The 26,415-nt window shown below is 72.8% G+C and carries 15 protein-coding genes and 3 tRNA genes; 10 read left to right on the top strand and 8 right to left on the bottom strand.

Annotation, left to right across the window (positions count from 1 at the left end; all coding sequences use genetic code 11):
• The 4 genes from ACFXPK_RS16870 to ACFXPK_RS16855 form a co-directional block, all read right to left on the bottom strand.
• Nucleotides 1–1,377 (bottom strand): DUF5682 family protein (locus ACFXPK_RS16870; protein ID WP_385075980.1); only part of this gene is annotated, 1,377 nt, incomplete at its 3' end.
• The gene (locus ACFXPK_RS16865; protein ID WP_384990605.1) at nt 1,364–2,476 is read right to left on the bottom strand and encodes an AAA family ATPase; all 1,113 of its coding nucleotides are present in this window, start codon (nt 2,474–2,476) and stop codon (nt 1,364–1,366) included. The genes ACFXPK_RS16865 and ACFXPK_RS16870, both read right to left, overlap by 14 nt.
• 173 nt (nt 2,477–2,649) lie before the next feature.
• Nucleotides 2,650–7,698 carry a hypothetical protein gene (locus ACFXPK_RS16860; protein ID WP_385075977.1) on the bottom strand — a complete coding sequence of 1,683 codons (5,049 nt, stop codon included), beginning with the start codon at nt 7,696–7,698 and terminating at the stop codon, nt 2,650–2,652.
• On the bottom strand, nt 7,695–8,621 hold the full coding sequence (locus tag ACFXPK_RS16855) for a DUF4132 domain-containing protein (RefSeq protein WP_385075974.1): 927 nt from the start codon (nt 8,619–8,621) through the stop codon (nt 7,695–7,697). The genes ACFXPK_RS16860 and ACFXPK_RS16855 overlap by 4 nt, the downstream gene beginning before the upstream one ends.
• Nucleotides 8,622–9,015: 394 nt before the next feature.
• Between ACFXPK_RS16855 and ACFXPK_RS16850 the strand changes: the two genes are divergently transcribed.
• From ACFXPK_RS16850 to ACFXPK_RS16830, 5 genes are all read left to right on the top strand, one after another.
• Entirely contained in the window at nt 9,016–9,822 is an 807-nt protein-coding gene (locus tag ACFXPK_RS16850; protein WP_385076026.1) for a sirohydrochlorin chelatase, read from the top strand.
• 25 nt (nt 9,823–9,847) lie between these two features.
• Nucleotides 9,848–11,299, top strand: a complete 1,452-nt coding sequence (locus ACFXPK_RS16845; protein ID WP_385075971.1) for a deoxyguanosinetriphosphate triphosphohydrolase — start codon at nt 9,848–9,850, stop codon at nt 11,297–11,299.
• Nucleotides 11,300–11,514: 215 nt separating this feature from the next.
• The gene (locus ACFXPK_RS16840; protein WP_384990429.1) at nt 11,515–12,792 is read left to right on the top strand and encodes an NAD(P)/FAD-dependent oxidoreductase; all 1,278 of its coding nucleotides are present in this window, start codon (nt 11,515–11,517) and stop codon (nt 12,790–12,792) included.
• Between the two features lie 127 nt (nt 12,793–12,919).
• Nucleotides 12,920–14,824: a DNA primase gene (dnaG, locus tag ACFXPK_RS16835; protein WP_384990426.1), complete on the top strand. Its 1,905-nt coding sequence runs from the start codon at nt 12,920–12,922 to the stop codon at nt 14,822–14,824.
• Between the two features lie 318 nt (nt 14,825–15,142).
• Nucleotides 15,143–16,456 (top strand): RNA polymerase sigma factor, encoded by a 1,314-nt coding sequence (locus tag ACFXPK_RS16830; protein WP_385075967.1) that lies wholly within the window; start codon nt 15,143–15,145, stop codon nt 16,454–16,456.
• A 52-nt stretch (nt 16,457–16,508) separates the two neighbouring features.
• Here the strand turns inward: ACFXPK_RS16830 and ACFXPK_RS16825 are convergent, their stop codons facing one another.
• The 4 genes from ACFXPK_RS16825 to ACFXPK_RS16810 all read right to left on the bottom strand — a co-directional run bounded on the left by ACFXPK_RS16825 (nt 16,509) and on the right by ACFXPK_RS16810 (nt 22,266).
• Entirely contained in the window at nt 16,509–18,434 is a 1,926-nt protein-coding gene (locus ACFXPK_RS16825) for an ABC transporter ATP-binding protein (RefSeq protein ID WP_385075964.1), read from the bottom strand.
• On the bottom strand, nt 18,434–20,167 hold the full coding sequence (locus ACFXPK_RS16820; protein WP_384990419.1) for an ABC transporter ATP-binding protein: 1,734 nt from the start codon (nt 20,165–20,167) through the stop codon (nt 18,434–18,436). Before ACFXPK_RS16820 ends, ACFXPK_RS16825 begins: the two co-directional genes overlap by 1 nt.
• Before the next feature lie 266 nt (nt 20,168–20,433).
• The gene (locus tag ACFXPK_RS16815; RefSeq protein WP_384990417.1) at nt 20,434–21,903 is read right to left on the bottom strand and encodes an FGGY family carbohydrate kinase; all 1,470 of its coding nucleotides are present in this window, start codon (nt 21,901–21,903) and stop codon (nt 20,434–20,436) included.
• Between the two features lie 51 nt (nt 21,904–21,954).
• Nucleotides 21,955–22,266: a YtxH domain-containing protein gene (locus tag ACFXPK_RS16810; protein ID WP_384990414.1), complete on the bottom strand. Its 312-nt coding sequence runs from the start codon at nt 22,264–22,266 to the stop codon at nt 21,955–21,957.
• A gap of 218 nt (nt 22,267–22,484) precedes the next feature.
• On the opposite strand from ACFXPK_RS16810, the gene ACFXPK_RS16805 reads away from it, so the two are divergent.
• From ACFXPK_RS16805 to ACFXPK_RS16785, 5 genes are all read left to right on the top strand, one after another.
• Nucleotides 22,485–22,557: transfer RNA gene (locus ACFXPK_RS16805), tRNA-Asn, on the top strand.
• Nucleotides 22,558–22,562: 5 nt separating this feature from the next.
• Nucleotides 22,563–22,635: transfer RNA gene (locus ACFXPK_RS16800), tRNA-Asn, on the top strand.
• Between the two features lie 260 nt (nt 22,636–22,895).
• Nucleotides 22,896–22,969 (top strand) — tRNA-Ile (locus ACFXPK_RS16795).
• Between the two features lie 690 nt (nt 22,970–23,659).
• Nucleotides 23,660–25,549, top strand: a complete 1,890-nt coding sequence (locus tag ACFXPK_RS16790) for a S9 family peptidase (protein WP_385075959.1) — start codon at nt 23,660–23,662, stop codon at nt 25,547–25,549.
• 109 nt (nt 25,550–25,658) lie between these two features.
• Nucleotides 25,659–26,312 carry a GPP34 family phosphoprotein gene (locus ACFXPK_RS16785; protein WP_385075957.1) on the top strand — a complete coding sequence of 218 codons (654 nt, stop codon included), beginning with the start codon at nt 25,659–25,661 and terminating at the stop codon, nt 26,310–26,312.
• The last annotated feature ends 103 nt before the right edge of the window (nt 26,313–26,415 follow it).

Raw genomic sequence — 26,415 nt, 5'->3', positions numbered from 1 at the left:
CACAACCCCCGCCCGCCGCCGGACCGCCCGGGGGGGGGGGGGGGCGCGCGGCAGCACCGGCGGGCGCGGGGCGCCGGGGGCCGGCACCCACACCCCCCCGAGCAGCGCCTCGACCGCCGGGCCCAGCCCCGAACGCGGGGTGCCCGGGGCCGTCCTGCCCTGCCGGGCGCCGACCAGGACCTGCTCCATGGCGGCGGCCACGGCCCGGCCCCGCCCGAGCAGCCGCCCCTGGGTCAGCACGGTCTGCACCGCCTCCACCAGTTCACCGCGTCCGGCGGCGGGCAGCCCGCGCAGCGCCGCCAGATCCCTGGCGACCCGGACGACCTCACGGGCGTCCACCGGCCCGCTCGGATGCCCGGCGTCCCGCAGGGCCGCGCAGATCCGTACCGCGCTCGCCGTCAGCAGATCGTCCAGCAGCGCGCGCTCGCCACCGGCGAGGAACACCCCGCGCTGCCACTCCGGGTCCCGGATGCCCGCCGGATAGCCGGACCGCTCGTCCAGCAGCGCGTACGTGTACGGCACGAGCGAAGTGACCACTTCCCCGCTACCCCCGCCCCCGGCCGTACTCTCCACAGCCCCGTCCGAGGACACGCTGTCCGTCCCGTCGGCCGCCGGGCCGCCCGGCAGCAGCGCGGGAGAGTGGAACGCGCCGATCACGGCGGCGGTACGACGGCCCCGGTGCTGCGCCAGCCGCCGCCGCATGTTCGCCTCACGCCGCAGGTCGTACGGGTCCACCGCGCCCGCGTCGGACCGCAGCGCCCAGCCCACCAGCAGCGCGGCCCGGCGCAGCGACTCCGCGCCGGAACCGGGGGCCGCGGCCTCGACGAGCCGGTCCCACAGATCGTCGCCCCGCCGCCCCCCGGCCCGCGCCCGCAGCGCGGCGGCGAGCGTACCGGGAGCGGGCCCGGCCCCTTGTCCCCCCGCCGTCCCTCCGGCCTCGCCTTCCTCTTCCCCTTCCCCTTCCCCTTTCCCTTCTCCTTGCTCGTCCGCCCGCCGGCCGTCCGTCGCCGCGCGCGCCGCCAACGGCAGGTCGAAGGCGATGACCTCCACCCCCGCCTCCCGGGCCCAGCGGATCGCCGCCAGCTCCGGCGAGAACTCCGCGAACGGCAGGAACACCAGGCCCTCGCCCGTCCCGTCGCCCGGGGCGCCCGCCAGCGCGACCGGGGGCACCGTCTCCGGGTCGGCGAGATACGGCAGCCACGGCCCGAACTCCTCCGGCAGCTCGACGAACAGCACCTCGGGCGCCGCCTCCGCGAGCATCGCCGGCACGGCCGCCGCCAGCGCCGGGGAGTGGTGCCGTACCCCGATCAGATACGGCTCCCGGCTCCCGGCGAGCGCGTCCAGCGCCTCCGCGATCCCCGCCTCAGCCCAGCTCATCGCGCAGCTCCCACAGCGTCCGCCACAGCGGAGCCCCCGCCTCCGCACGGCGCCGGACCGGGCCGTCCCAGTACCCGAGCAGCCGCGCGTGGTCGGCCGGGTCGTCCTTGCGTACGGTGCCGAGCAGATGCCCCGGCAGGGTCCGTACGACATCCCGGCCCTCACCGAGATAGGCCGCGCCCAGCCCCATCGACGTGGCCACGTGGACCGCCTCCGCCGTCGACATCACCGTCGAGGGGCGCTCGATCTCCCACCCCTCCGCGCTCCGGCCGGTCCGCAGCTCCCGGAACGCCGTCACCAGCGCTTCGAGCACCGTGTCGTCCACCAGCAGCTCCGCGCCGCCGCGCTCCAGCGCCGCCGTCGCCTGGGCGCGCACCAGCGCCGTCTCGGCCTCCAGATCGTCGATCGGGCCGACCGTCTCGAAGTTGAACCGTCGCTTCAGCGCGGCGGACATCTCGGAGACCCCCTTGTCGCGGAGGTTGGCCGTGGCGATGAGGGTGAAGCCGGGCACCGCGTGCACCGTCCCCTCCGTGCCGTCGCCGCCCGCCAGTTCGGGCACCGACATCCGGCGCTCGGAGAGCAGCGAGACCAGCGCGTCCTGCACCTCGGGCAGCATGCGGGTGACCTCTTCGACCCGGGCCACCGCGCCCCGCGTCATGGCGGTGAGGACCGGGGAGGGCACCAGGGCGTCCCTGCTCGGGCCCTTGGCCAGCAGCATCGCGTAGTTCCAGCCGTAGCGGAGCTGGTCCTCGGTGGTGCCCGCGGTGCCCTGCACGGTGAGCGTGCTGGAACCGCAGACGGCGGCGGCCAGCAGCTCGGAGAGCATCGACTTGGCGGTGCCCGGTTCCCCCACGAGCAGCAGCCCGCGCTCGCCCGCCAGCGTCACCACGCACCGCTCCACGAGTGACCGGTCGCCCACGAACTTGGCGGGGACGACGAGCTGTTCGCCGTCCGGGGACCGCAGCGGCTCGCCGCCCGAGCCGCAGACGAAGAGCACCACGGCACGCGGCGTCAGCCGCCAGCGCGGTGGCCGCGGCCCGCTGTCGTACGCCGCCAGGAACGCCAGCTCCGCCGCGTACCGGTCCTCGGGAAGCTCCATCTGCCGCCCGGACCCCGCTCCGGCAGCCGGCGCCGCCTCCCGCACGCCCCCGGTGTCCACAGCCGCCACTGTCTCCGTACCCATCTCCCCGCCGTCCCTCTCCGTGCCCGTGCCCTTGCCCGAACCCGTGCTCTTGCCCTTGGCCGAACCCGCGCCGCTCGTCGCCGCGTCCGTCATCGCCGGCCTCCCCGGCGCCCGCGCCCGCCGCGGCCCTGGAACTCCTCGTAACCCGGCAGGTCCCCGTCGGCGACCCGCCGCCACGCGGCCTCGAACATCCGCTCCACCGGCCGGTGGCCGACCACGTACCCCGGTATGTCCCCGGCCAGCAGCGACACCTTCCAGCTCTCCGAGGGCAGCCGCGGCGTCGACGCCTCCAGCCAGCCCCCGGGCAGGAACAACGAGCGCCCGGCCCTGGCCCGCTTGGCCTCCACCACCAGGTCGGTGGCGGCCAGTTCGGCTCGCGCCTTCTTCATCCGCGCGGGCTTCCACCCCGTCCAGGCGGTCTGGTGCCGGTCGGTCGGATCGGGCAGCGCGAGCAGCATCAGATAGAGCGCCGCGGCATCCTGCGAGAGCCCGAACCGCGCGGTCACCTCGTCGACCAGCTCCGGAACGCTGTGAGAGGGGTTCTGCTGCGCTCCCGGCGCCCCGTCCGCCGAGGCCAGCTCCATGAACTCCTCGCTCAGCACCGTCCGCAGCGCCGTCAGCGCGGGAGCCTCGTCCGCCGTGGCCGCCAGCAGCTTCAGATCCGGATGGTCGGGACCGCCCACCCCCGCGCCGCCGGACCCGTCCGCCGCCCAGGCCGCCGGAAGGACCGCCGCCGGACGCACCCAGATCTCGTCCGCACCCCGGTCGTACCGCTCCGGAGCCAGCACCAGCGCCGGGGTCAGCTCGAACAGCTCCTTCTCGTCCGCCCCGCGCCGCGGTGTCACCCCGTGCGCCTCGCGCAGCCGCGGTGAGACCGGGTTCCACTGCGCGTCCCGGTCGACGCCCAGGCGCAGCAGCAGCCCCGGGTCGGCGAGGCGCTCGCGCACCATCCGTACCGTCGTCGGCAGTACGGCGCGCAGCGGGTCGCCGTACGGCAGCCGGTACGCCAGCCAGCGCACCGCGTCGACCAGCGCGCTCAGCGCCGCGCCGCTCAGCAGCCGGTGCGGGTCGGCCGCCGTCAGCTCGCCCTCGACCATGCGCTGTTCGGTACGGCCCGTCAGCGCGGTCAGCAGCTCCGGGTTGAGCGCGTCGCTCACCGCCGTGCCGTTGCCCGCCTCGGCCACCACCCCCCGGATCAGCTCCGCCGGGATCACCCGCCGCCGGCCGCGCGCGGTGAGCCACGCCTCCGCCACCGGCTCCACGGCGAAGCCGTCCGTCCACAGCTCCGCCACCCGCGCCGGATCGGCGGGCAGCAGCAGCGCGGTGTACGCGCGCGACTCCTCCGTGTCCAGCGCGCTCAGCTCGGCGCGCCCCACCTGGGCCTCGGCGCTCTTCGCGCCCAGCGGCTCCAGATACTCGGCGGTCAGGACGGAGTGCCGGCTCCGGTAGTCGCTCGCCCCGGCGGTGCCGAGCTGGAGCAGGGCGGCCGCGACGGCCGTCGTCCCGACCCGGTCCGCGAACTCCACGGCCCGCTCGGGGCGGTAGGGCAGCGGACCGCGCTCCCGCACCAGCTCCACCAGACGGCGCACCGCGGGCGCGCGGAGCGGGTCGCCCGCCGCGCCCAGCACCTCGGACGCCACGATCGTGCAGCCGTCCCAGCCGCCGAAGGCCCCCGCGGGGTCGTACTCGACGGCGTGCCAGAACGCGTCCTTGTCGTCGTCGCGCGTATGGCCGAGGACCAGCAGCCGCCGCGCCCCCGCGTGGCGCACCTCGCCACGGGACGCCTTTCCGTCCCCCTTCGCCGGGGTACGGAGTTCGAGGGTGCGCAGCCGGCCGCGCGGGTCGACCAGCAGGGCGTCCCCACCGGTCCCACCTGCCCCGGCTCCGGAGCCGCCGGTCTCCACGGAGAGCGCTGTCTCCAGGAACTCCAGCAGCGCGGCGCGGTGTTCCTCGTCCGTGACGGGCGACGCGGCGCGCACCGCGAGCGCGGCCATGCCCACCCCGCACAGGGTCGGCCACCCCACGGTCGTGTCCTTCACCATCGCCTGCCCGGGGACCGCGTCCGGCGCCGTCAGCTCGCGCGCGCGCCGGACCTGTGCGAGGACGCCCGTGTCCTCCCGCGACGTGGACCAGTAGCGGGAGTACGGGTTCAGGGCGAAGCCGCTGAACGCCTCCCTCAGTACCCCGTCGAAGGCGTGCAGCGCCTCCGGCTTCCGCTCCTCCGAGCCCGCCCCCGCGGCCCGCTCCGCGAGCGTCCGTACGCGCCTGCCCTGGCGCGCCGCCTCCACCAGCAGCCCGGCGACGCCCGCCACCAGCGCCGGATGGGTGATCCCGGGCAGCAGCGCGCGCACGGCCGCCTCGGACTTCGCCTCCGTCTCCGCGTGCGTCCCCTCGCCGACCGCGGCCAGCAGCGCCGCCGCGTCCTCGTCGGTCACCGCGCGCAGCGCGGCCGAGCCCCGCTCGTCACGGGGGCGCAGGGAGTGCCAGTGGGCCAGCGGCGGTACCAGCGGGGTCCCCGCGGCGTGCGCACCGCCCCGGCCGCCCTCCTCCAGCGTGGCGAGATGGACGCCCTCGGCGTCGTACAGATCGATCCGGGGGTGGTATCCGGTCGCCTCCCGAGGGTGCAGTACGGCGCCGCCCGGCAGCCGCAGCGGCGGCAGCGGAAGCACGGAGGACGTGCGCCCGGGGGACATGCCCGCAGTCAGCGGCACGGCCGGGCTGCGGCTGCCGTCCACCGAACAGGCCGTCACCGTCCCCGCCTTGGGGTCGTGGGCCACCCACCACCCCAGCAGCCCGTCCTTCGTGCCGAAAGGCGAGGACTCCTGACCGGGCTGTACGGGAAGCAGCCGGCACGCGTGCTCCACGAGCCGTACGCCGCCGTCCGCGAGCGCCGAGTCGAAGAAGCCGGGCACCGAGATCCGGCCCCTGCGGGCGGACTCCGGGTCGTACTCCCACCACCGGTCCTCGTGCCGCACCCAGAGGGAGATGCCGTCCGAGGCGACCGGGCGGCGCTCCGACGCGAACGAGGTGTCGCCCGCGTACACCGGCCGGCCGCCGTAGCACCGTCCGCCGTCGGGCAGTTCGAGCGACGGGTGGATGCCCGACCAGTGGTCGGACAGGCTGCCCTCGGGCTCGAACACCTCGGCGGGGCGCCCCGACCAGGTGGCCAGCCAGTCACCTTCGTGCGGCTGGGCGACCAGCCACTGGCCGCCCACGTACCGGACGGCCGCCCGGTACCAGCCGTGGGACGACGCGATCGGCAGGGTGAGGGTCCGCCGGTCGAGGACCTCGGTGGGCCCCACCACCACGGCCTCCGCGTTGAGGCGCACCACCAGGGCGGGCCACGCGTCCCCCAGCCGGTACCAGTCGTCCGCCCCGTGGCCGTACCGCCGCCTGCCCGTGTTCTTCGGTTCGACCGTGCCCAGACCCGGCAGGGCCTCCTCCAGCGCGGGCCAGCCCAGCTCGTCCAGGATGCCCGTGCGCAGGGTCCTCGCCAGGGCGGGGGCGGGCGAGACCGCCGTGATCCTGGCGACCGCCTCCGGCGCGGTGGCCAGGACCCGGTGCGAGGAGAAGCGGCTCAGCCGTCCCAACTGGTGGTCCAGCTCCGGCAGTCCGAAGGGCCGCGACAGATCGTCCGCCCGGTCACCGAACCACCCCACGAGCGCCGTGCGCAGCGCCGGATGGGCGGCGATCACGGCAAGCCGCCCCGTGGCGTCGCCGGTGTCCGCGACCTCCTCCACGCCCAGGCGCAGCAGCGGGGCGAACACGGGATCGGCGGCCAACGCGGCGAGGTCCCTGGCCCCTTCGGTCCGGTCGGACAGCCACGCGCCGAGGTGGAGACCGCGGGAGTCCGCGGCGGGACCGGCGACCGGCACACCCCACGCCAGACACGCGTCGAGCAGATCCAGGTCCGCCAGGACATGACGTCCGCGATTCCGCAGCAGCCGTACCGGCGTGCCGTCCGCCACCAGCCGGTCCACCAGCCGCTCCACCAGGGCCACTTCGGCGGGGATCCGCCGCGAGTCACGCCAGCCGCGCTCCCGGTGCGCGGCCCACGCCGACAGCCACTCGGCGGCCGGAACCGTCCCGTCCACCAGGAGGTCCACCGCGCCGCACCGGTCCAGGAACTCCAGCCAGACGGCGTCGAACTCCTCCGGACGGTCGCCCCCGGTGGCCGGCGTCAGCGCCAGCAGCCGTTCCCGCACCGAACGGTCCTCGGCCGCGACGGCGGTCAGCGCGGGCATCGCCGCCTTCCAGAAGCTCCCGGCCGCCCGGTTCATCGGACCCGTGTGGATGATCTCCCGGAGCAGCGACCGCTCCTCGTCCGCCGCGTCCAGACCCGCGCCCTTCGCGAGCCGCCGCAGATCCTCCAGCATCCCCGCGTACGGGGCGAGTCCGGCCGCGCACCGCTCCAGCGAGACCGCCCGGAACTGCCCGTACGCCTCGCCGGGCGACAGCCGGACCGTCAGCGCCTTCGCGTGCTCCCGCAGCGCCTTGCCGCTCAGCGCGCCCGCCCCCGCGAACTCCAGGAACACCTCGCGCAGCCGCTTCTCGTCCACCTCCAGCGCGTGCCGCTGCTCCGCCGCCCGCGCCTTGCCGAAGAACGCCGAGGCGTGCTGACGGGACTCGACGCCCAGGAAGAGCCGCGCCACCTGCTCGTAGTAGGTGGGCAGGAAGTGCGGTACGGACCGGTCGAGCCGCTCGCCGATCTCGTCGAACCCCTCCTTCGCCAGCCCCGGTTTGGTGGCGACGAGCCGGGTGAGCCGCTCCATCTCCTTGACCACGGCGAGCGCGTGGTGCCCGTTGGACGGATCGTTCACCAGCGCCCAGGCCGGGAAGCCCAGCGCCTGCGGCCTGACCCGGCCGACCGGCTCCGCCCGCGCCGGGCCGAACCCCAGGTACTCCAGCGACAGATCCTCGGCGGCGCCGATCGCCTCGGGCACCAGCCGGACCACCGCCCGCCCGTCCAGCGCCGGGTGTCCGTAACTCCGGGCCGTGAGCACATCGCCCTCCGCCCCGCCCCCGTACGGCAGGACCCCTCCGGCGTCCAGCAGCACCTTGACCGGCTTCCCGGCCGGACCGGCGGAACCGGCCGGCTCGCCCGGAGCCTGATGCTCCGGCGGTCTTACCTCGTTCACAGCGCCTTCTCCTCGTCGCTCTCGACCACACGGCCCGCGTACACCAGCGCGGCCATCCGCTCGCCCTCCGACCAGGCGACCGGCCCCACCTCGGCGAGCGGCAGCCGCCGCCCCGCCGCGTCACGCCACTCCAGCGCCCCCGTCACGGTCTCCGCCTCGGGGTAGTCGTCCCCCAGCCAGTAGGCCGCCTCCAGCGCGCGGCCGTCCTCCACCAGCGGGCAGACCGCCTGGCCGCCCCGGACCCGGTAGCCGAGCTGGACCGCGCGGGCCGTGGCGTGCCGGAGCTGGCCGAACTTCCCGTCCGCGTACGCGTTCCACACCCGCCCCCCGGCCGCGCCCTCGGCCCCGGACCCGGCGGGGCCGGCGCCGTCCTCCACGCGACCGGGACGCCGCCACACCTCGCGGAAGAGCTGCTCCGCCCCCTGCTCGACGCCCAGCTCGGCCGCGAACTCCCGCAGCTCCGACAGGTCTTCGAGGAGCACCGGGTGGGGGAGCAGCACCGTCTCCACCTCCGCCGGATCCAGCCGTACCGAGTCACCGTCCAGATCGACGATCCCCAGCCCCCGCACCGGATCCGCGTCCCGCAGGAAACCGGCGCGCGCGGTGTCCGCCGAGCCGTCCGCGGCCACCGGCGCCACCACCAGATCGCGCAGCACCGCCTGCCACGCCGGGTCCGGCCACACCCGCGCCAGCAGGGCCACCGGCACCGGCAGCGACCGGACCAGCCAGCCGTCCACCTGCTCCCGGCACTCCCGCTCGTGCCGCTCCAGCCACTCGGCGAGCTGCCGCAGGCGCACCACCTCGGCATCGTCCCTGAGCTTGGGCGGCACCTGCTTCAGCGCCCGGCCCGCGGCATTGCGGCACACCACCTTCGCGCCGTCCAGCGCGACGGCGTACCCGCCCGTCGTTTCGATCCAGCCCATGGCAGGATCCCCTCCCCGACCTCTGGTTTCCGAACTGAGATGACACTAGGTGACGGGTCTGACAACGCCCCCGCACCGCCTGTGAGGTGGTGGAAAAGACCCGTCACCACCACGCAACCGCCCGGCAACCCCGGCCCGGCAGGATCGGCTCATGACGGAGACTGCGCACGACCGCACGCCACCGCCACCACCGCCACGGGCAGAGACGCCACCGCCACCACCGCTATCGGCAGAGACACCACCGGCACAGACACCACCGCCGAACCCCGGCAGTCCGGCCGCCCGCGCGACGGCCGCGCCCCTGCCCGACAGCGCGGCACAGCTCTTCGGCCGGATCACCGCCCAGCTCGGCCACCAGCTCAGCCACGTCGCACGGAACGGAGCCCGCAGGAGCATGGACCACCCCACCCTCGTCGTCGTGGCCCACGGCAGCCGCGACCCGCGCGCCCTGCGCACCGTCACGACGCTGCTGGACCGGGTGCGCGAACTGCGCCCCGGCGTGGACGTACGCCTCGGCCACATCGAGATCGAGGAACCGCTGCTCTCCGACACCCTGGCGTCCCTCGCCACCGGCCGGGCCGTCCTCGTACCGCTGCTGCTCGGCCGGGGCGTCCACATCAAACGCGACCTGCCCGCGTTCGCCACCGCCGCCGCGCCCCGGCTGGAGACCCGTGTCGCGGCCCCGCTCGGTCCGCATCCGCTGCTCGTCGAGACGTTGTACGACCGGCTCCTCGAAGCCGGCTGGCCCACGGGCCCCGGCCGTCCCGGCGCGCACGACCGCGCCGCGGGCGTCGTCCTGGCCGCCGCCGGATCCCGCGACCCGGAGTCCGCCGCCGACACCCGCCGTACGGCCGCTCTCCTCGGCGAACGCCTCGGCGGCGTCCCGGTCCTTCCCGCGTACGCCTCCGCCGCCTCGCCCACGGTCCCCGAGGCGCTGCGCGCCCTGGCCGCCCGGGGCCGCCACCGGACCGCGATCGCCTCGTACTTCACCGCCCCCGGACATTTCGCGACCCGCAGCGCCGCCGACGCGCCGTGGATCGCCGCCGCCCCGCTCGGCGCGCACCCCGCGATGGCCCGGCTGCTGCTGCACCGTTACGACGAGGCGCTGGGGACGGCGTACGGCACAGCGGGACATGACACGGCGGGGAACGGCACGACGGGGAACGGCGCGGCAGGACGCCGCCTCCTCGCCCCCGCGTAGCGCGCGGGCCGGTTACGGTCGGTGCATGGCAGGAAAAGGCACAGGTACAGGCGCGGGAACAGGCACGAACGCGGGCGCGGCAACGGGCACAGGCACGGGCACACCGAGCGGCACCCCCAAGGGCACCCCCACCCCCACACCCACATCCACGGACGCGGGCGCGAACACCACCGGAACCACCCCACCGCCCCCCTCCGCCCCGGCGGGCGCCTACGACGACCGCGCCACCGAGCGCTGGGACGCCGAACCCGACAAACGCCCCGGCCGTACCGCCTTCCAGCGCGACCGCGCACGCGTGCTGCACTCCGCCGCCCTGCGCCGCCTCGCCGGGAAGACCCAGGTGGTCACCCCCGGCTCGCGCAGCCAGGAGTGGGACGCCAGCCCCCGTACCCGCCTCACCCACTCCCTGGAGTGCGCCCAGGTCGGCCGCGAGCTGGGGGCCGCACTCGGCTGCGATCCCGACCTCGTCGAGACCGCCTGCCTCGCCCATGACATGGGTCATCCGCCGTTCGGCCACAACGGGGAGCAGGCCCTTAACGACGTCGCCGCCGACTGCGGCGGCTTCGAGGGCAACGCCCAGTCGCTCCGCCTGCTGACCCGGATCGAGCCGAAGCGTTTCGTCCGCTCCCCGGAGAGCGGCGAACTCGTCAGCGTCGGTCTCAACCTCACCCGCGCCGCCCTCGACGCCGCCACCAAATACCCGTGGCCGCGCGGCGCGCACCCCACCCAGCCCGGTTCGGCGAAGTTCGGGGTGTACGAGGACGACCTGCCGGTCTTCCACTGGGCCCGCGCGGGCGCCCCGGCGAACCGCATCTGCTTCGAGGCGCAGGTCATGGACTGGTCCGACGACGTGGCCTACTCCGTCCACGACTTCGAGGACGCCCTTCAGGCCGGCCATGTCGACCCGGCCGCACTCGCCTCCGAGACCGAACGCGGCGGCATCTGGGCGGTCGCCGTCGGCCGCTACGTACCGGCCGACACGGACCCGGAAGAGCTGGCCGCCGCCCTCGACCGGCTCATGGCGCAGGAGTGGTGGCCGCACGGCCACGACGGTTCCGCCCTCGCCCAGTCCCGCCTCAAGGACGCCACCAGCCAGCTCATCGGCCGCTTCTGCGAGGCCGCCGAGGGCGCCACCCGGCAGGCGTACGGTCCTGGCCCGCTCACCCGGTACGCCGCCGAACTCGTCGTCCCGCGCGCCGCCCGCCACGAGTGCGCCGTCCTCAAGGCGGTCGCCGACCGCTACGTCATGCAGCGCGCCGAACAGGAGGCGCTCCGCGCCGACCAGCGTGTCGTCCTGGCCGAACTGGCCCAGGCGCTGAAGGACCGCGCCCCTCGCGGGCTCGACCCGCAGTTCCGCGCGCTGTTCGCCGCCGCGGATGACGACCGGGCGCGTCGACGCGTCATCGTCGACCAGATCGCCTCGCTCACGGACGCGGCGGCCCGCTCCCTCCACGCCGAACTGACCCGTCCCGCCTGAGGCGAATGAGCGACCCGCGCCCCTCATGGCGCACGCCCGCCGACGTGGACGTGTACGAAAGGCGGGTACGAAGTAACCGGATCACCTCAGGAACCGGATCACACCGATCCGGTCGGATCCGGCCGAGAGTCAGGCCCGTGGAGCGCTCCCTCTTTCGTCATCACGCTCCGTGCGGGACGCTCACAGATGGCGGCAGCACGAAGAGGAGGCATCAAGTGGTCGACGCACATCGGACATTTGTCATCGTCGGCGGAGGGCTGGCCGGGGCGAAGGCCGCGGAAACCCTCCGTAAGGAGGGGTTCACCGGCCGGGTGATCCTCATCGGTGACGAGCGCGACCACCCCTATGAACGACCGCCCCTCTCCAAGGGGTATCTGGCCGGCAAGGAAGAACGCGACAGCGTCTTCGTCCAGGAGCCCGCCTGGTACGCGCAGGCCCAGGTGGAGCTGCACCTCGGGCAGAGCGTCACCGCCGTGGACCGCGACACCAGGTGCGTACACCTCGGCGACGGCACCTCCCTGCGGTACGACAAGCTGCTTCTGGCCACCGGCGCCGAGCCGCGCAGGCTGGACATCCCCGGTACGGATCTCGCGGGCGTCCACCATCTGCGCCGGCTCGCCCACGCGGACCGGCTCCGCCAGGTCCTGACGGCCCTCGGCCGCGACAACGGCCATCTCGTGATCGCGGGCGCCGGCTGGATCGGCCTGGAGGTCGCCGCGGCGGCCCGCACCTACGGCGCCGAGGTCACCGTCGTCGAACCCGAGGCGACCCCGCTCCACCGCGTCATCGGCCCCGAACTGGGCCAGCTCTTCACCGATCTGCACCAGGAGCACGGCGTACGGTTCCACTTCGGCGCCAGTCTCACCGAGATCGTCGGCCAGGACGGCATGGTCCTGGCGGCCCGTACGGACGACGGGGAGGAGCACCCGGCGCACGATGTGCTCGCCGCGATCGGCGCGGCCCCCCGCACCGCCCTCGCCGAGGCGGCGGGCCTCACGCTCGCCGACCGGTCCACGGGCGGCGGCATCGCCGTGGACGCCGCCCTGCGCAGCTCCGACCCGGACATCTTCGCGGCCGGGGACGTGGCCGCGATCCCGCTGCCCGGACACGGGTCCGCGGCCGGCGCCGAGAGGGTCCGCGTCGAGCACTGGGCGAACGCGCTCAACGGTGGCCCGGCCGCCGCGCGCGCGATGCTCGGCCAGGACGTCCGGTACGACCGCGTGCCGTACTTCTTCTCCGACCAGTACGACCTCGGCCTGGAGTACTCCGGCTGGGCGCCGCCCGGCTCGTACGACCAGGTGGTGGTACGCGGCGACGCGGGAAAGCGGGAATTCGTCGCCTTCTGGCTGAAGGACCGCACGGTGCTCGCCGGGATGAACGTCAACGTCTGGGACGTCACCGAGGACATCCAGCGCCTGATCCGCTCCGGCGCCCGCCAGGACCTCGACGCCCTCGCCGACCCGGGCGTCCCGCTCGCCTCCCTGGGGACCTGACACCGGATACCGGCGGATACCGTCCGATCCCCGACACCCTGCGCCCGGCGGTCGATACCCGACATCCGGCGGGGGTGAGGGCCGACGGGTGTCCGGGGCTGTCGGTGGGTCCCCGTAGAATTCACGCGTGGCAGGCAGGATCAACGATGACGACGTGAAGGCGGTTCGGGACGCGGTCCCGATCGACGCCGTCGTGTCCGAGTACCTCCAGCTGCGCAGCGCGGGCGGCGGCAATCTGAAGGGGCTCTGCCCCTTCCACGACGAGAAGTCCCCCTCCTTCCAGGTCAGTCCGAGCAAGGGTCTCTTCCACTGCTTCGGCTGCCAGGAGGGCGGGGACACCATCGCCTTCGTGATGAAGATCGACCATCTCTCCTTCTCCGAGACGGTCGAACGGCTCGCCGCCCAGGCGGGCGTCACGCTGCGGTACGAGGAGGGCGGGTACAACCCGTCGAGCCAGCGCGGCGAGCGTACGCGGCTGGTCGAGGCCCACAAGATCGCCGCGAGCTTCTACGCCGACCAGCTCTCCGGGGACGAGGCCGCCATCGGCCGCACCTTCCTCGCCGAGCGCGGCTTCGACCAGGCGGCGGCCGAACACTTCGGCGTCGGCTACAGCCCGGTCGGCTGGGACCACCTCACCCGCTTCCTGCGCGGCAAGGGGTTCACCGACAAGGAGCTGATGCTCTCCGGGCTCTCCCAGGACGGCCGCCGCGGCCCCATCGACCGCTTCCGCGGCCGGCTGATGTGGCCGATCCGCGACATCTCCGGCGAGGTCGTCGGCTTCGGCGCGCGCAAGCTCCGCGAGGACGACAACGGGCCGAAGTACCTGAACACCCCCGAGACGGCGATCTACAAGAAGTCCCAGGTCCTGTACGGCGTCGACCTGGCCAAGAAGGACATCGCCAAGTCCAGCCGCGCCGTCGTCGTCGAGGGGTACACGGACGTGATGGCCTGCCATCTCGCCGGTGTCACCACGGCCATCGCCACCTGCGGCACGGCCTTCGGCGGCGACCACATCAAGATCCTCCGACGGCTCCTGATGGACAACGGCAGCGCCCGGGTGATCTTCACCTTCGACGGGGACGCGGCCGGCCAGAAGGCCGCGCTGCGCGCCTTCGAGGACGACCAGAAGTTCGCCGCCGAGACCTACATCGCCATCGCCCCCGACGGCATGGACCCCTGCGACCTGCGGCTCGCCAAGGGCGACGCCGCCGTCCAGGACCTGGCCGAACCGCGCACCCCGCTCTTCGAGTTCGCGATCCGCCAGATCGTCTCCCGGTACGACCTGGAGACCCCGGCGGGCCGCGCCGCCGCGCTCGACGAGGCCGCACCGATCGTGGCCCGTATCAAGAACGGCTCCTCGCAGCACGAGGTCGCCGTCCAGCTCGCCGGCATCCTCGGCATCCTCGACACCCAGTTCGTCGTCAAGCGGGTCGCCCAGGTGGCCCGCTGGGCGCGCGACCGCGGCGGCCGGGGCCCGTCGTCCGGCCCCGAGCAGCGCGAGCGGCAGCCGTACGGGACGGAGGCACGGCCGGTCCCCTCCGGCCCCGCGCTCACCCTGCGCAGCCCGGCCCACCGCACCGAGCGCGAACTGCTCAAGCTCGCCCTCCAGCGGCCCGAGCTGGTCTCCCCGGCCTTCGACGCCTACGGGGAGGACGAGTTCACCGCCCCGCCGTACGCCGCCGTACGCCGCGCGATCGAGGACGCGGGCGGCGCCGAGTCGGGCCTCCGGTCCGCCTCCGAGTATCTGGCCCGGGTCCGTGAGGCCGCACCGAACGACTCGGTGCGCGCCATGGTCACGGAGCTGGCGGTGGAGGTCTTCCGGGGCAGGACCATCGACGAGGTGTACGCGGGACAGCAGCTCGTCCATGTCAGGCTGCGCGCCGTGGACGGCCGTATCCAGGACGTCACGGGCACGCTGACCCGACTGGGCAGCCAGGGCGACCCGGAGCGGTACGAGGCCGTCCAGAAGGAGCTGTGGGTGCTCCAGCAGTACGGTCAGGCGCTGCGCGCCCGAGGCGCGGAAGCCCTCTGACGCCGGAGCCGCGCCCCGCCGGGTGACGCCAGGGGCCGCCCGAGGACGGTACGGGGCCACCCCGGCCGCACGGCTGTAACGGGCCGGTTACGGACCGGACTCAGAAAGTCGCCGCACGCCCCTCGTGGCGGCGATATCCCGTACCCCACACTGGGGACCGGTGCCTGAGTCCTCGGAGCGCGGCCCGTCCATCGCCATGGACACCCCCACTCCCCGCGGATCCGTTCATCGTGTACGGGACGGAAGGCGGCCCGGCCGCCCCCGCCCCGCTGCCGTACGCCCCCGAACCGGCAGCGATCACCCTGGAGGTCGCCCCCCGTGCAGACCCGGACCCTGATCGAGACACCGGCGGAGGCGCCGGACGTGTCCACCGCCGGACGCGTCGGCGCCGTACCGCCGCAGAGCCGTGCGGCCCACCACCCCGAGACGGCCGTCCCGGAGCAGGTCCTCCCGGCGACGGCCGTTCCCGGGACCTCCGTGGAACCCGGCGGCCCCGAGGAGTTCCCTGAACCCGCCGAGTCCCAGGAGCCCGCCGAGTTACGGGAACCCCCGGAGTCCCAGGGATCCCCGGGCCCCGAGGACGCCGAGGACTCCGACGATCCCGCCGAGCTCAGTGGATCCCTCGGGCCGCTCACCGAACATCCCGTGGAGGAGGTGCCCCTCGTGCCCGAACCCGCGGCGCGGCGGGGCAGCCGCGCCGACACCGGCGGGCCCTCGTCCGACCTCTTCCGGCAGTACCTCCGGGAGATCGGCAGAATCCCGCTGCTCACCGCCGCCGACGAGGTCGAGCTGGCCCGCCGCGTCGAGGCCGGCCTCTTCGCCGAGGAGAAGCTGAGTGCCGCCAGCGACCTCGACACGGAACTCGACTCGGATCTCGCCCTGGACCTCGACCGGCTCGTCGTCCTCGGCCGGATGGCCAAGCGCCGCCTCATCGAGGCCAATCTGCGTCTCGTCGTCTCCGTCGCCAAACGGTACGTCGGCCGCGGACTGACCATGCTCGACCTGGTCCAGGAGGGAAACCTGGGCCTGATCAGGGCTGTCGAGAAGTTCGACTACGCGCGCGGCTACAAGTTCTCCACGTACGCGACCTGGTGGATCCGCCAGGCGATGTCCCGGGCCCTCGCCGACCAGGCCCGCACCATCCGGGTGCCGGTCCATGTGGTCGAGCTGATCAACCGCGTCGTACGGGTCCAGCGCCGGATGCTCCAGGAGCGCGGCTACGAGCCGGCCCCCGAGGAGGTCGCCGCCCAGCTCGAACTGACCGCCGACCGCGTCAGGGAGGTGCTGAGGCTCGCGCAGGAGCCCGTCTCCCTGCACGCCCCGGTGGGGGAGGAGGACGACGTCGCGCTCGGGGACCTGATCGAGGACGGCGACGCCGCGTCCCCCGTCGAGTCCGCGGCCTTCCTGCTCCTCCGCGAGCACCTGGAGGCCGTGCTCTCCACACTCGGCGAGCGCGAACGCAAGGTCGTGCAGTTGCGGTACGGCCTGGACGACGGCCGGCCCCGCACCCTGGAGGAGATCGGCAGGATCTTCGGCGTGACCCGCGAACGCATCCGCCAGATCGAGTCGAAGACCCTCAGCAAACTGCGCGACCACGCCTACGCCGACCAGCTCCGCGGCTACCTGGACTGATCCGCGCGGCGTCGCGGATCAGCCCCCGCGCCTCCCGGCGCCACCACCCGCCTCAGTCGACCTCCACCACCGCCTGAGCGAACTGCGCCTGGTAGAGACGCGCGTAGGCGCCCTCGGCGGCCAGGAGCGCTTCGTGCGTGCCCTGTTCCACTATGGAGCCGTTCTCCATGACGAGGATCACGTCCGCGTCCCGGATGGTCGAGAGACGGTGCGCGATCACGAAGCTGGTCCGGCCGTGCGCCAGGCGCGCCATGGCCTTCTGGATCAGCACCTCGGTACGGGTGTCGACCGAGCTGGTCGCCTCGTCGAGAACCAGGATCACCGGGTCCGACAGGAAGGCGCGGGCGATCGTGATGAGCTGCTTCTCGCCGGCGCTGACGCCCGACCCCTCGTCGTCGATGACGGTGTCGTAACCGTTCGCCAGGGTCCGTACGAACCGGTCGGCGTGCGCCGCCCGCGCCGCCTCCTCGATCTCCTCCCGCGACACGTCGCGCGAGGCCCCGTACGCGATGTTCTCCGCTATCGTCCCGCCGAACAGCCAGGTGTCCTGAAGGACCATGCCTATCCCGGACCGCAGCTCCTCCCGCGACATCCGCGTCACATCCACACCGTCGAGCAGGATCCGGCCGCCGGTCACCTCGTAGAACCGCATCAGCAGGTTCACCAGCGTCGTCTTGCCGGCCCCCGTCGGACCCACGATCGCCACGGTCTGCCCCGGCTCCACGGCCAGCGACAGGTCCTCGATCAGCGGCTTGTCGGCCTCGTAACGGAACGCCACGCCCTCCAGGACGACCTGACCCCGCGCCTTGCGCAACCGCTCCACCGCCGGGGCGTCGGCCTCCTGCTCCTCCGCGTCCAGCAGCTCGAAGATCCGCTCGGCGGAGGCGACCCCGGACTGGACGAGGTTGGCCATCGAGGCGACCTGCGTCAGGGGCATCGAGAACTGCCGCGAGTACTGGATGAACGCCTGGACGTCACCGATCGACAGCGTGCCGGAGGCGACCCGCAACCCGCCGACCACCGCGACCAGCACATAGTTGAGGTTGGAGATGAAGAGCATCAGCGGCTGCATGATCCCGCTGTTGAACTGCGCCTTGAACCCGGCGTCGTACAGCTTGTCGTTCTGCTCGCGGAACGCCTCGGCCGACTCGTCCTGCCGCCCGAAGACCCGCACCAGGGAGTGCCCGGTGTACATCTCCTCCACATGGGCGTTGAGCGAGCCGGTGACCTTCCACTGCTCGACGAAATGGGGCTGCGACCGCTTGCCGACCTTCGCCGCGACGAACACCGACAGCGGCACCGTCACCAGCGCGACCAGCGCCAGCAGCGGCGAGATCCAGAACATCATCACCAGCACGCCGATGATCGTCAGCAGCGAGTTGATGAGCTGGCCCATCGTCTGCTGGAGGGTCTGCGAGATGTTGTCCACGTCGTTCGTCGCCCGGCTGAGGACCTCGCCGCGCGGCTGCTGGTCGAAGTAGGACAGCGGCAGCCGCGACAGCTTCGCCTGGATGTCCTCGCGCATCCGGTACACCGTGTTGTTGATCACCCGGATCGAGAGCCGGCTCGACACGAGCATCAGCAGCCCGGCGCCGACGTACACGGCCAGCGCCATCAGCAGCACGGTGCCCACCGCGCCGAAGTCGATGCCGTGCCCGGGGGTGAAGTCCACCCCGGAGAGCAGATCCGCGAGCCCGTCGTCCCCCTTGGCCCGCAGTCCCTCGATGGTCTGCTCCTTGGTGACCCCCGCCGGGGACTGCCGGCCGATCACCCCCGCGAAGATCAGGTTGGTGGCCTCACCGAGGATCTTCGGACCCCACACCGAGAGCCCGACACTGAGCACGCCCGCCGCGACCATCCACCACAGCGTGACCTTCTCCACCGACAGCCGCCGCAGCAGCCGCCTGCTCGACCCCTTGAAGTCCATGGACCGCTGCGTCGACGCGGCCGTCATCATGCGTCCGCCAGGACCGCTCATCAGGCAGCCTCCGCCTCGGTCAGTTGGGAGAGCACGATCTCCCGGTAGGTCTCGTTGCCCGCCATCAGCTCGTGGTGCCGGCCCTCGCCGACGACCCGGCCCTCGTCCAGGACCACGATCCGGTCGGCGTCCCGGATCGTGGAGACCCGCTGGGCGACGATCAGTACGGTCGCCTCCGAGGTCTCCCGCGCCAGCGCGGCCCGCAGCGCCGCGTCCGTCGCGTAGTCCAGCGCCGAGAACGAGTCGTCGAAGAGATAGATCTCCGGCTGCCGCACCAGCGTCCGCGCGATGGAGAGCCGCTGCCGCTGCCCGCCGGAGACATTGGTGCCGCCCTGCGCGATCGGCGCGTCCAGCCCGCCCTCCAGCGACGCCACGAACTCCCTGGCCTGCGCCACCTCCAGCGCGTGCCACAGCTCCTCGTCGGTCGCGTCCGGGTTGCCGTACCGCAGGTTCGTCGCGACCGTCCCGGAGAACAGATACGGCTTCTGCGGCACCAGACTCACCGTCCTGGCCAGCAGGGCGGGATCGAGCCCGCGCACGTCGGAACCGTCGACCAGCACCTCGCCGCCCGTCGCGTCGAACAGCCGTGGGATCAGCCCCAGCAGCGTCGACTTCCCGCTGCCCGTCGACCCGATGACCGCCGTCGTCTCGCCCGGCCGCGCGGTCAGCGAGACCTCCCGCAGGACGGGCTCCTCGGCACCCGGGAAGCGGAACTCGGCGCCCCGTATCTCCAGATGACCGTGCCGACGCAGCTCCCGCACCGGGTTCTCGGGCGGTACGACACTCGACCTGGTACCCAGCACCTCCTCGATGCGCTCGGCGCACACCTCGGCGCGCGGCACCATCATGAACATGAAGGTGGCCATCATCACGGCCATCACGATCTGCATCAGATACGCGAGGAACGCGGTCAGTGCCCCGATCTGCATCCCGCCGCTGTCGATCCGCTGCGCGCCGAACCAGACGACGGCGATCGACGACAGGTTCACGACCGTCATCACGGTCGGGAACATCAGCGCCATCAGCCGGCCGGTCGACAGCGCGACATCGGTCAGCTCCGTGTTGGCGCCCTTGAAGCGCCCCTTCTCGTAGTCGTCCCGGACGAATGCCCTGATCACACGGTTGCCGGTGATCTGCTCCCGCAGTACCCGGTTGACCGTGTCCAGCCGCGTCTGCATCGTACGGAACAGCGGCCGCATCTTCTTGACGATCAGGCTCACGGAGATCCCGAGGACCGGCACCACCCCGAGCAGCACCGCCGACAGCGGCACGTCCTGGCCGAGCGCCATGACGATGCCGCCCACACACATGATCGGCGCGGACACCATCAGCGTGAACGACATCAGGACCAGCATCTGCACCTGCTGGACGTCGTTGGTGGTACGGGTGATCAGCGAGGGGGCCCCGAAGTGCGCCATCTCACGGGCGGAGAAGCTCTGCACCTGTCCGAACACGGCGGCCCGCACGTCCCGGCCCAGGGCCGAGGCGGTCCGCGCGCCGTAGTACACGGCGCCGACATTGCAGATCACCTGGACGACACTGACGGCGATCATGATGCCGCCGAAGCGCATGATGTAGCCGGAATCCCCCTTCACCACACCGTTGTCGATGATGTCGGCGTTGAGGGTCGGCAGGTAGAGGGTGGCGATCGTCTGGAGGAGCTGGAACGCCACCAGCAGGACTATCGGTTTCTTGTACGGGGCGAGATGGGCTCGCAGAAGTTGTAGCAGCACACGCAGTCTCTCGGGCTCGGCTCGGATTCGGCTGGCCGAACGGCGCAGACCGGTCGGCGAAGATCAGGGGGTCCCGACCCTCCATCTTGCGGCACGCAACCCGCCGAACCCCAAGGGTTTAAGTCCAAGGACGGGTCAAGAACACCCCCGGACCGGCACCCCGCCCCAGCGATCCGCTCACCCCGTTTCCCCGGGAACAGCCTCCCCGCGCCGGACCCCGCCCAGCCCCCGGGATCACCCGGAGCCGGCCCCGACGATCCCCGGACTCAACCCCCGAGAGACCCCTGCCCGAGCCCCCCGGGCCCGAACGCCCCCGGGTGCACCTGCTCCCGCGTCGCCCGGTACTGATGCCGAACGGCCGCTCCCACCGCCGTGTCGTCACCCGGCTCGAACACCTGCGCTGCCGCGCCCTGCCAGGCCGGCGGGTGCTGCGGCGAATGCGTCCCCCGCGCGACCCCGAGCGCCCACGCCGCCTGCCGCGCCGCGCCCAGCGCCGCGTAATCCGCCGGCTGCGGCACGACGACCTGCGCGCCGAAGACCGAGGGCGCCAAGGCCTGAACGGCGGGCAACTCGGCGGCGGCACCCAGCAGGAACACCCGGCGCACCTCCACCCCGCGCCCGCGCAGCACGTCCATCGCGTCGGCGAGCGAGCAGAGCATCCCCTCGAACGCGGCCCGCGCCAGATGCTCCGGCTTCATCGACTCACGCCGCAGCCCGGTCAGCGTGCCCGCCGTGTGCGGAAGCTGCGGGGTCCGCTCACCCTCCAGATACGGCAGGAACACCAGCCCCGAGGAGCCCGGCGTGGACTTCAGCGCCAGCGCGGACAGCTCCCCCAGATCCGCCGTCCCCAGCAGCTCCGCCGTACCGCGCAGCGCTCTGACCGCGTTCAGCGTGTGGACCACCGGCAGATGCATGCCCGTCGCGTCCGCGAAGGAGGTGATCAGCCCGGACGGATCGGCCGCCGCCTCGTGGTGCACGGCCATCACGGAACCCGAGGCGCCCAGCGACACCACCGCGTCCCCGATCCCGACCCCCAGCCCGAAGGCCGCCGCCATCGTCTCGCCGGTCCCCGCCGAGATCAGCAGGCCCTCCGGTGTCGTCCCCGCCGCGTCGGCAGGACCGAGCACCTCCGGCAGCGCCGCCTGATGCCCGAGCGCCAGCTCCACCAGATCGGGCCGGTACGCACCCGTACGGGCCGACCAGTAGCCCGTCCCCGAGGCCGCGCCCCGGTCGGTCGTCCGGCGCGCGGGACGACCGAGCAACTGCCAGACGAGCCAGTCGTGCGGCTGGAGCACCAGCGCGGTGCGGTGCGCCGCGTCCGGCTCGGTCCGCGCCATCCAGCGCAGCTTCGCCACCAGCCGGCTCGACTGCGGTACGGACCCGACGGCCTCGGCCCACGCCTGCCGCCCGCCCAGCGCGTCGACCAGGTCGGCGGCGGCGACCTGCGCCCGCTTGTCGTTGCCGATCAGCGCGGCCCGTACGGGATTGCCCTGGCGGTCCAGCGCCACCATGCCGTCCTGCTGCGCCGCCACGCCGATGGCCTGCACGCCCTCCAGGAGCCCGCCCGAGGCCGCCTCCCCGAGGGACAGCAGCCACACCTGGGGATCGACCTCGGTGGCTTTGGGTTCGACCGGATGCTGCGCGTACCCCTGACGCAGTACGGCACCTGTGTCCGCGTCGCAGACGACGACACGCGTGAACCCGGACGAACTGTCCAACCCGGCGACTATTCCCATGACACCCGATTCTGCCGCACGCGCGCCATGAACAGCGCGCGGCGGGGGCGATCAGGTATTGCTGGTGCCCCAGTCGTCGAGACCGTTCTGGCTCCGTTCCCGCAGCGAGCGGACCCGCTGGGCGACCGAGTCGGGCACCTTGTCCCCGAGTTTGTCGCCGACGACGCCGTTCACGGAGTGGTACGCCCGCCCCGCGACCTCGCGGCCGGTCTGCGCGGCCGACTCGGCGGCGTTGCGCACCGCCGGATTCTGCGACACCTGCCGTGCGGACTTCTTGATCTGCTCGTAGCGCTCGCGGCCCGCCCGCGTTCCGAGAACGTATCCGCAAGCGAGTCCGGCGATGAACGTGAGGCGGTACCGCATGGCTGCCCAGCCTTCCTGAATGTCGGCGTCCCGTGCGCCGGCGGTCGGACGTCGGTCTGTGCCCTCCGCCTACCCCGTCCCGGCCCGGGTTCACCCGAGGTGACCCGGCTCGATACCGATTGGCGGAGCACCCCCCTGCTTGCGCTAATGTATGTGTCGCAGCGAACGCGCGCCGCCCGGGAGGACCCGGGTAGGTACGTTCGGTGCAAACGCAGCAATCCCCTGTAGCTCAATTGGCAGAGCAGCCGGCTGTTAACCGGCAGGTTACTGGTTCGAGTCCAGTCGGGGGAGCGCGATCCCCTGTAGCTCAATTGGCAGAGCATTCGGCTGTTAACCGGAGGGTTGCTGGTTCGAGTCCAGCCGGGGGAGCGGGATAGACGGAAGGGACCCTTAGGGGTCCTTTTTCGTTATGTCCACTTTCGTCGCACCCGCCCCACGGCCACGCTCCCCACTCCGTCCGCGCGTGGCCTCCGCATCCCTCGTACGGCTGTACCCACATGTTCCTGGAACCGGGCAGGGCGCGGCGAAGTCTTCATGGTCAAGTGATGCCGACCATCCGAAGCAGGAGATCGTATGAGCGGCTATGCTGCGGCAGAACGGCGCGCACAAATGTGCGCGACGCGCCGTTAGGGGCGGTAGCTCAGCCGGTTAGAGCAGCGGACTCATAATCCGTCGGCCGTGGGTTCGAGTCCCACCCGCCCCACTCAAGAAAAAACGATGTGACCTGCGTGAACGGCGCCTTCAAGCTAGCAGCTTGAAGGCGTTTGCCACATAAACGCCACACCGTAGCCCCCGTACGATTTTTTTCACGGCTTCCGTCAGGGCCGAGCGGCGCCTGTCCGGAGACCGCTCCCGCGCCGTGGTCCGGTGGGTACGCCCTTCCCCTGGCGCCCCTGCGTGCCGATGCTCCCGGCACACCTGCGTACCGATGCCGTGGACATCGTCGACGCCCTCGTCAGTACAGGTCTCCGACGGGGGTGAGGTGACCGCGCTACGGCCCAGGGGCTTCACCTTCGTCTCCAAGAGGCCGAGCGGACTGGTCTTCACCGCTCCCGAAGGCGGCGCCCGGCGCTCCGGAGCGCTCTACGCCTGTCGCGTCTGTCGCTGGAAGCCCGCCCTCGACGCGTCTGTCGCTGGAAGCTCGCCCTCGACGCGGCCGGCGCGGCGGGCGCGGCCGGCCTCGCCAAGTGCCCGACGCCGCAACGGAGGTTCGCCCCGGAGCGGCGAACACGCATCACGACATCGGTCCGGCCGCCGGAGGTTCCATCCGTCGGAGGTTCCATGGGCACTCGCTTGCAGAATCTGTCACTTAGTGACACTGTCACTAAGTGACAGGCAGGCGTCTGGCCTCGCCTTCTTGCGACACCTGTCGCCGACCACAGGAAGGATCGACATGGCACTGCCGGAGACCATCACCGTCGAGGAGTTCTTCGAGCCGTCGGCTCGCGCGCAGGTCACCCTCTCGCCGGACGGGACGAAATTGGCGTACCTGGCGCTGTGGCAGAACCGTATGAACGTCTGGATCGAGAGCGTCGACGCGCCGGGGGACGCGCGGTGCGTGACCACCGAGGACCGCGGAGTGGCGAGTTACCACTGGACCCGTGACCCGCGGTGGTTGCTCTACACCCGGGACCAGGGCGGCGACGAGAACGTGCACCTCTACCGCGTCGACCTGGAGGCCCCGGACGCTCCCGCGGTGGACCTCACGCCCTATCCCGGGGCGCGGACCGTGGGCCTGGACCTGCCGGCCGGGCGGCCCGGCAAAGCGATCACCCAGCTGAACCTGCGCGACCCGGCCCGGTTCGACCTGGTCGAACTGGACATCGCCACGGGCGACCTCGCGACCCTCGCCCGGAACCCCGGCGGCAATGTCGAGGGGTGGCTGTACAGCGAGCGCGAACTGTTCGCGGTGGGGACGACGGCCGAGGGCGATGTCGAGCTGTCCCGGTGGGACGGGGCGACGGGTGCGCTGGACCCCGTGGTGCGGTTCGAGGGCGGTGACGCTCCGCTGGGGATCTACCCCCTGGAGGTCACGCCGGACGGCTCCGGAGTGTGGCTGGGCTCGAACCGTGGGAGCGACCGTCTCCGCCTGGCCCGGCTCGACCTGGCCACCGGCAAGGAGGAAGAGGTCGACTCCCACCCGCGATACGACCTGGACACCCGCGCGCGGGCCTTTCCCGTCCTGCCCTCCCCGCTGATCCGCAGCCGACGCACGGGTGATCTGCTCGGAGTCCGGTATCTCGGGGAGCGGCAGGTGATCCACGCGCTGGACCCGCACTTCGCCGCGGTACTGGAGAACCTGGAGAAGCTGTCCGACGGTGATCTCGCCGCGCTCTCCTCCGACGAGAGCGGACAGCGGTGGGTGGCCTCCTTCACCCACGACCGCGATCCCGGGGTCACCGTCCTCTACGAGCACACCACGGGCGAGGCCCGTCTGCTCCACCGGGCGAAGCCGCATCTCGACCCCGAGTCGCTGGCACCGATGCGACCGGTGTCGATCACCTCCCGTGACGGTCTGACGCTGCCCTCCCACCTGACGCTGCCGGTCGGTGTCCCGGCGTCCCGGCTGCCGCTGGTGCTGTTGGTCCACGGCGGTCCCTGGACCCGGGACAGCTGGGGGTACAGCCCTGTCGCACAGCTCTTCGCCAACCGCGGCTGTGCGGTGCTACAGGTCAACTTCCGCGGCTCCACCGGCTACGGCAAGGCCTTCACCAGGGCCGCTGTCGGGGAGTTCGCCGGCAAGATGCACGACGACCTCATCGACGGCGTGCGGTGGGCGGTCGACCAGGGTTACGCCGACCCGGACCGTGTGGCGATCCTCGGAGGCTCCTACGGCGGCTACGCGGCGCTGGTCGGTGTCACCTTCACGCCGGACGTCTTCGCCGCCGCCGTCGACATCGTCGGCATCTCGGACCTGGCCAACTTCATGCGCAGCCAGCCCGACTTCGTCAAACCGATGCTCGCCTACAACTGGTTCACGTACGTCGGTGACCCGGCCGACCCGGAGCAGGAGGCCGACATGCTGGCCCGCTCCCCGATCAGCCGCGTCGACCAGATCCGTACACCGCTGATGGTGGTGCACGGCGCCAACGACGCCCGCGTCGTCGTCGCCGAGTCCGACCAGCTCGTCGAAGCCCTCCGCGCACGAGGTGTCCCCGTCGAGTACACCGTCATGAAGGACGAGGGCCACGCCATCGAGAACCCGGAGAACGTGGTCGCCCTCTACGCCGCGGTGGAACGCTTCCTGGCCGAACATCTGGGCTTCGAGGCGCACGCCTCCTGACCCACGTCTCCTGACTCCCACCCCCCCCTGACTCACACCCTCCTGACCCACGCCTCCTGATCCCCACTTGCGCATCCCGCCATGCGCATCCTTTTTCAAGGGAGCCACCATGCCTCAGACGCTGCCCCAGCGGCTGTACCTGATCTGCTACACCGTGGACAAGGGCAAGTTCCAGCTCGACAGCACGCAGGGCCGTGGCCAGCTCCTGCGGGCCGGCGCCATGACCGAGCTGGCTCGCGACGGACTGCTCGACGCCACGGGAGGGAAGGTGGTCCGAAGGCCCGGGAAGACGCCGGACGACTCCTTCGCCGCCTCGGTATGGGGAGACCTGCCCGAAAGCAAGCCGAAGGGCTGGCTCAACCACGTGCACAACAAGGCCCACACCGCCGAGGCGCCGGTCCGTGACCAGCTCGCCGCCGCGGGAGAGGTCACCATCTCCCGCGGCAAGTTGATGGGACTCATCCCTTCCGAGCGTGTCACCGTCGCGCATCCGGAGGAGGTGCGTGTCCTCCAGGAGCGGGTACGCGCCACCGTGCTCGACGGAGCCGACCCCGCGTCGATGTCGTTGGAGGACCTGGCCATGGCCGTGTTCGTGGCGGAGGTCGAGGTGGTCTGCGTGTTGAGCCGCGCGGAGATCGGGGCTCACAAGCAGGAGCTCAAGAGGCTCTTCACACGGTTCGACGAGATCGTCCCCGGCCTGCGCCCGGCGCTGCGCGACTCGTACCTGGCGAGCCGGGCGGTCGGCGGCGGCTGGAGCGCCTGAGCGCAGGCCCAGGCGAGGGGGGCCTCCGGCGGAGGGGGGTGTGCCCCCCCCCGCGGGCGGGGGGCGGGGGCGGTGTGGGCCCCCCGGCGGGCGGGGGGGGGCC

Source organism: Streptomyces sp. NPDC059142 (genome assembly GCF_042755665.1).
In the GTDB taxonomy this organism is placed as follows: Bacteria; Actinomycetota; Actinomycetes; order Streptomycetales; family Streptomycetaceae; genus Streptomyces.
The sequence above is the reverse complement of the archived record's forward strand: the minus strand, read 5'-3'. Positions and strand labels throughout refer to the sequence as shown.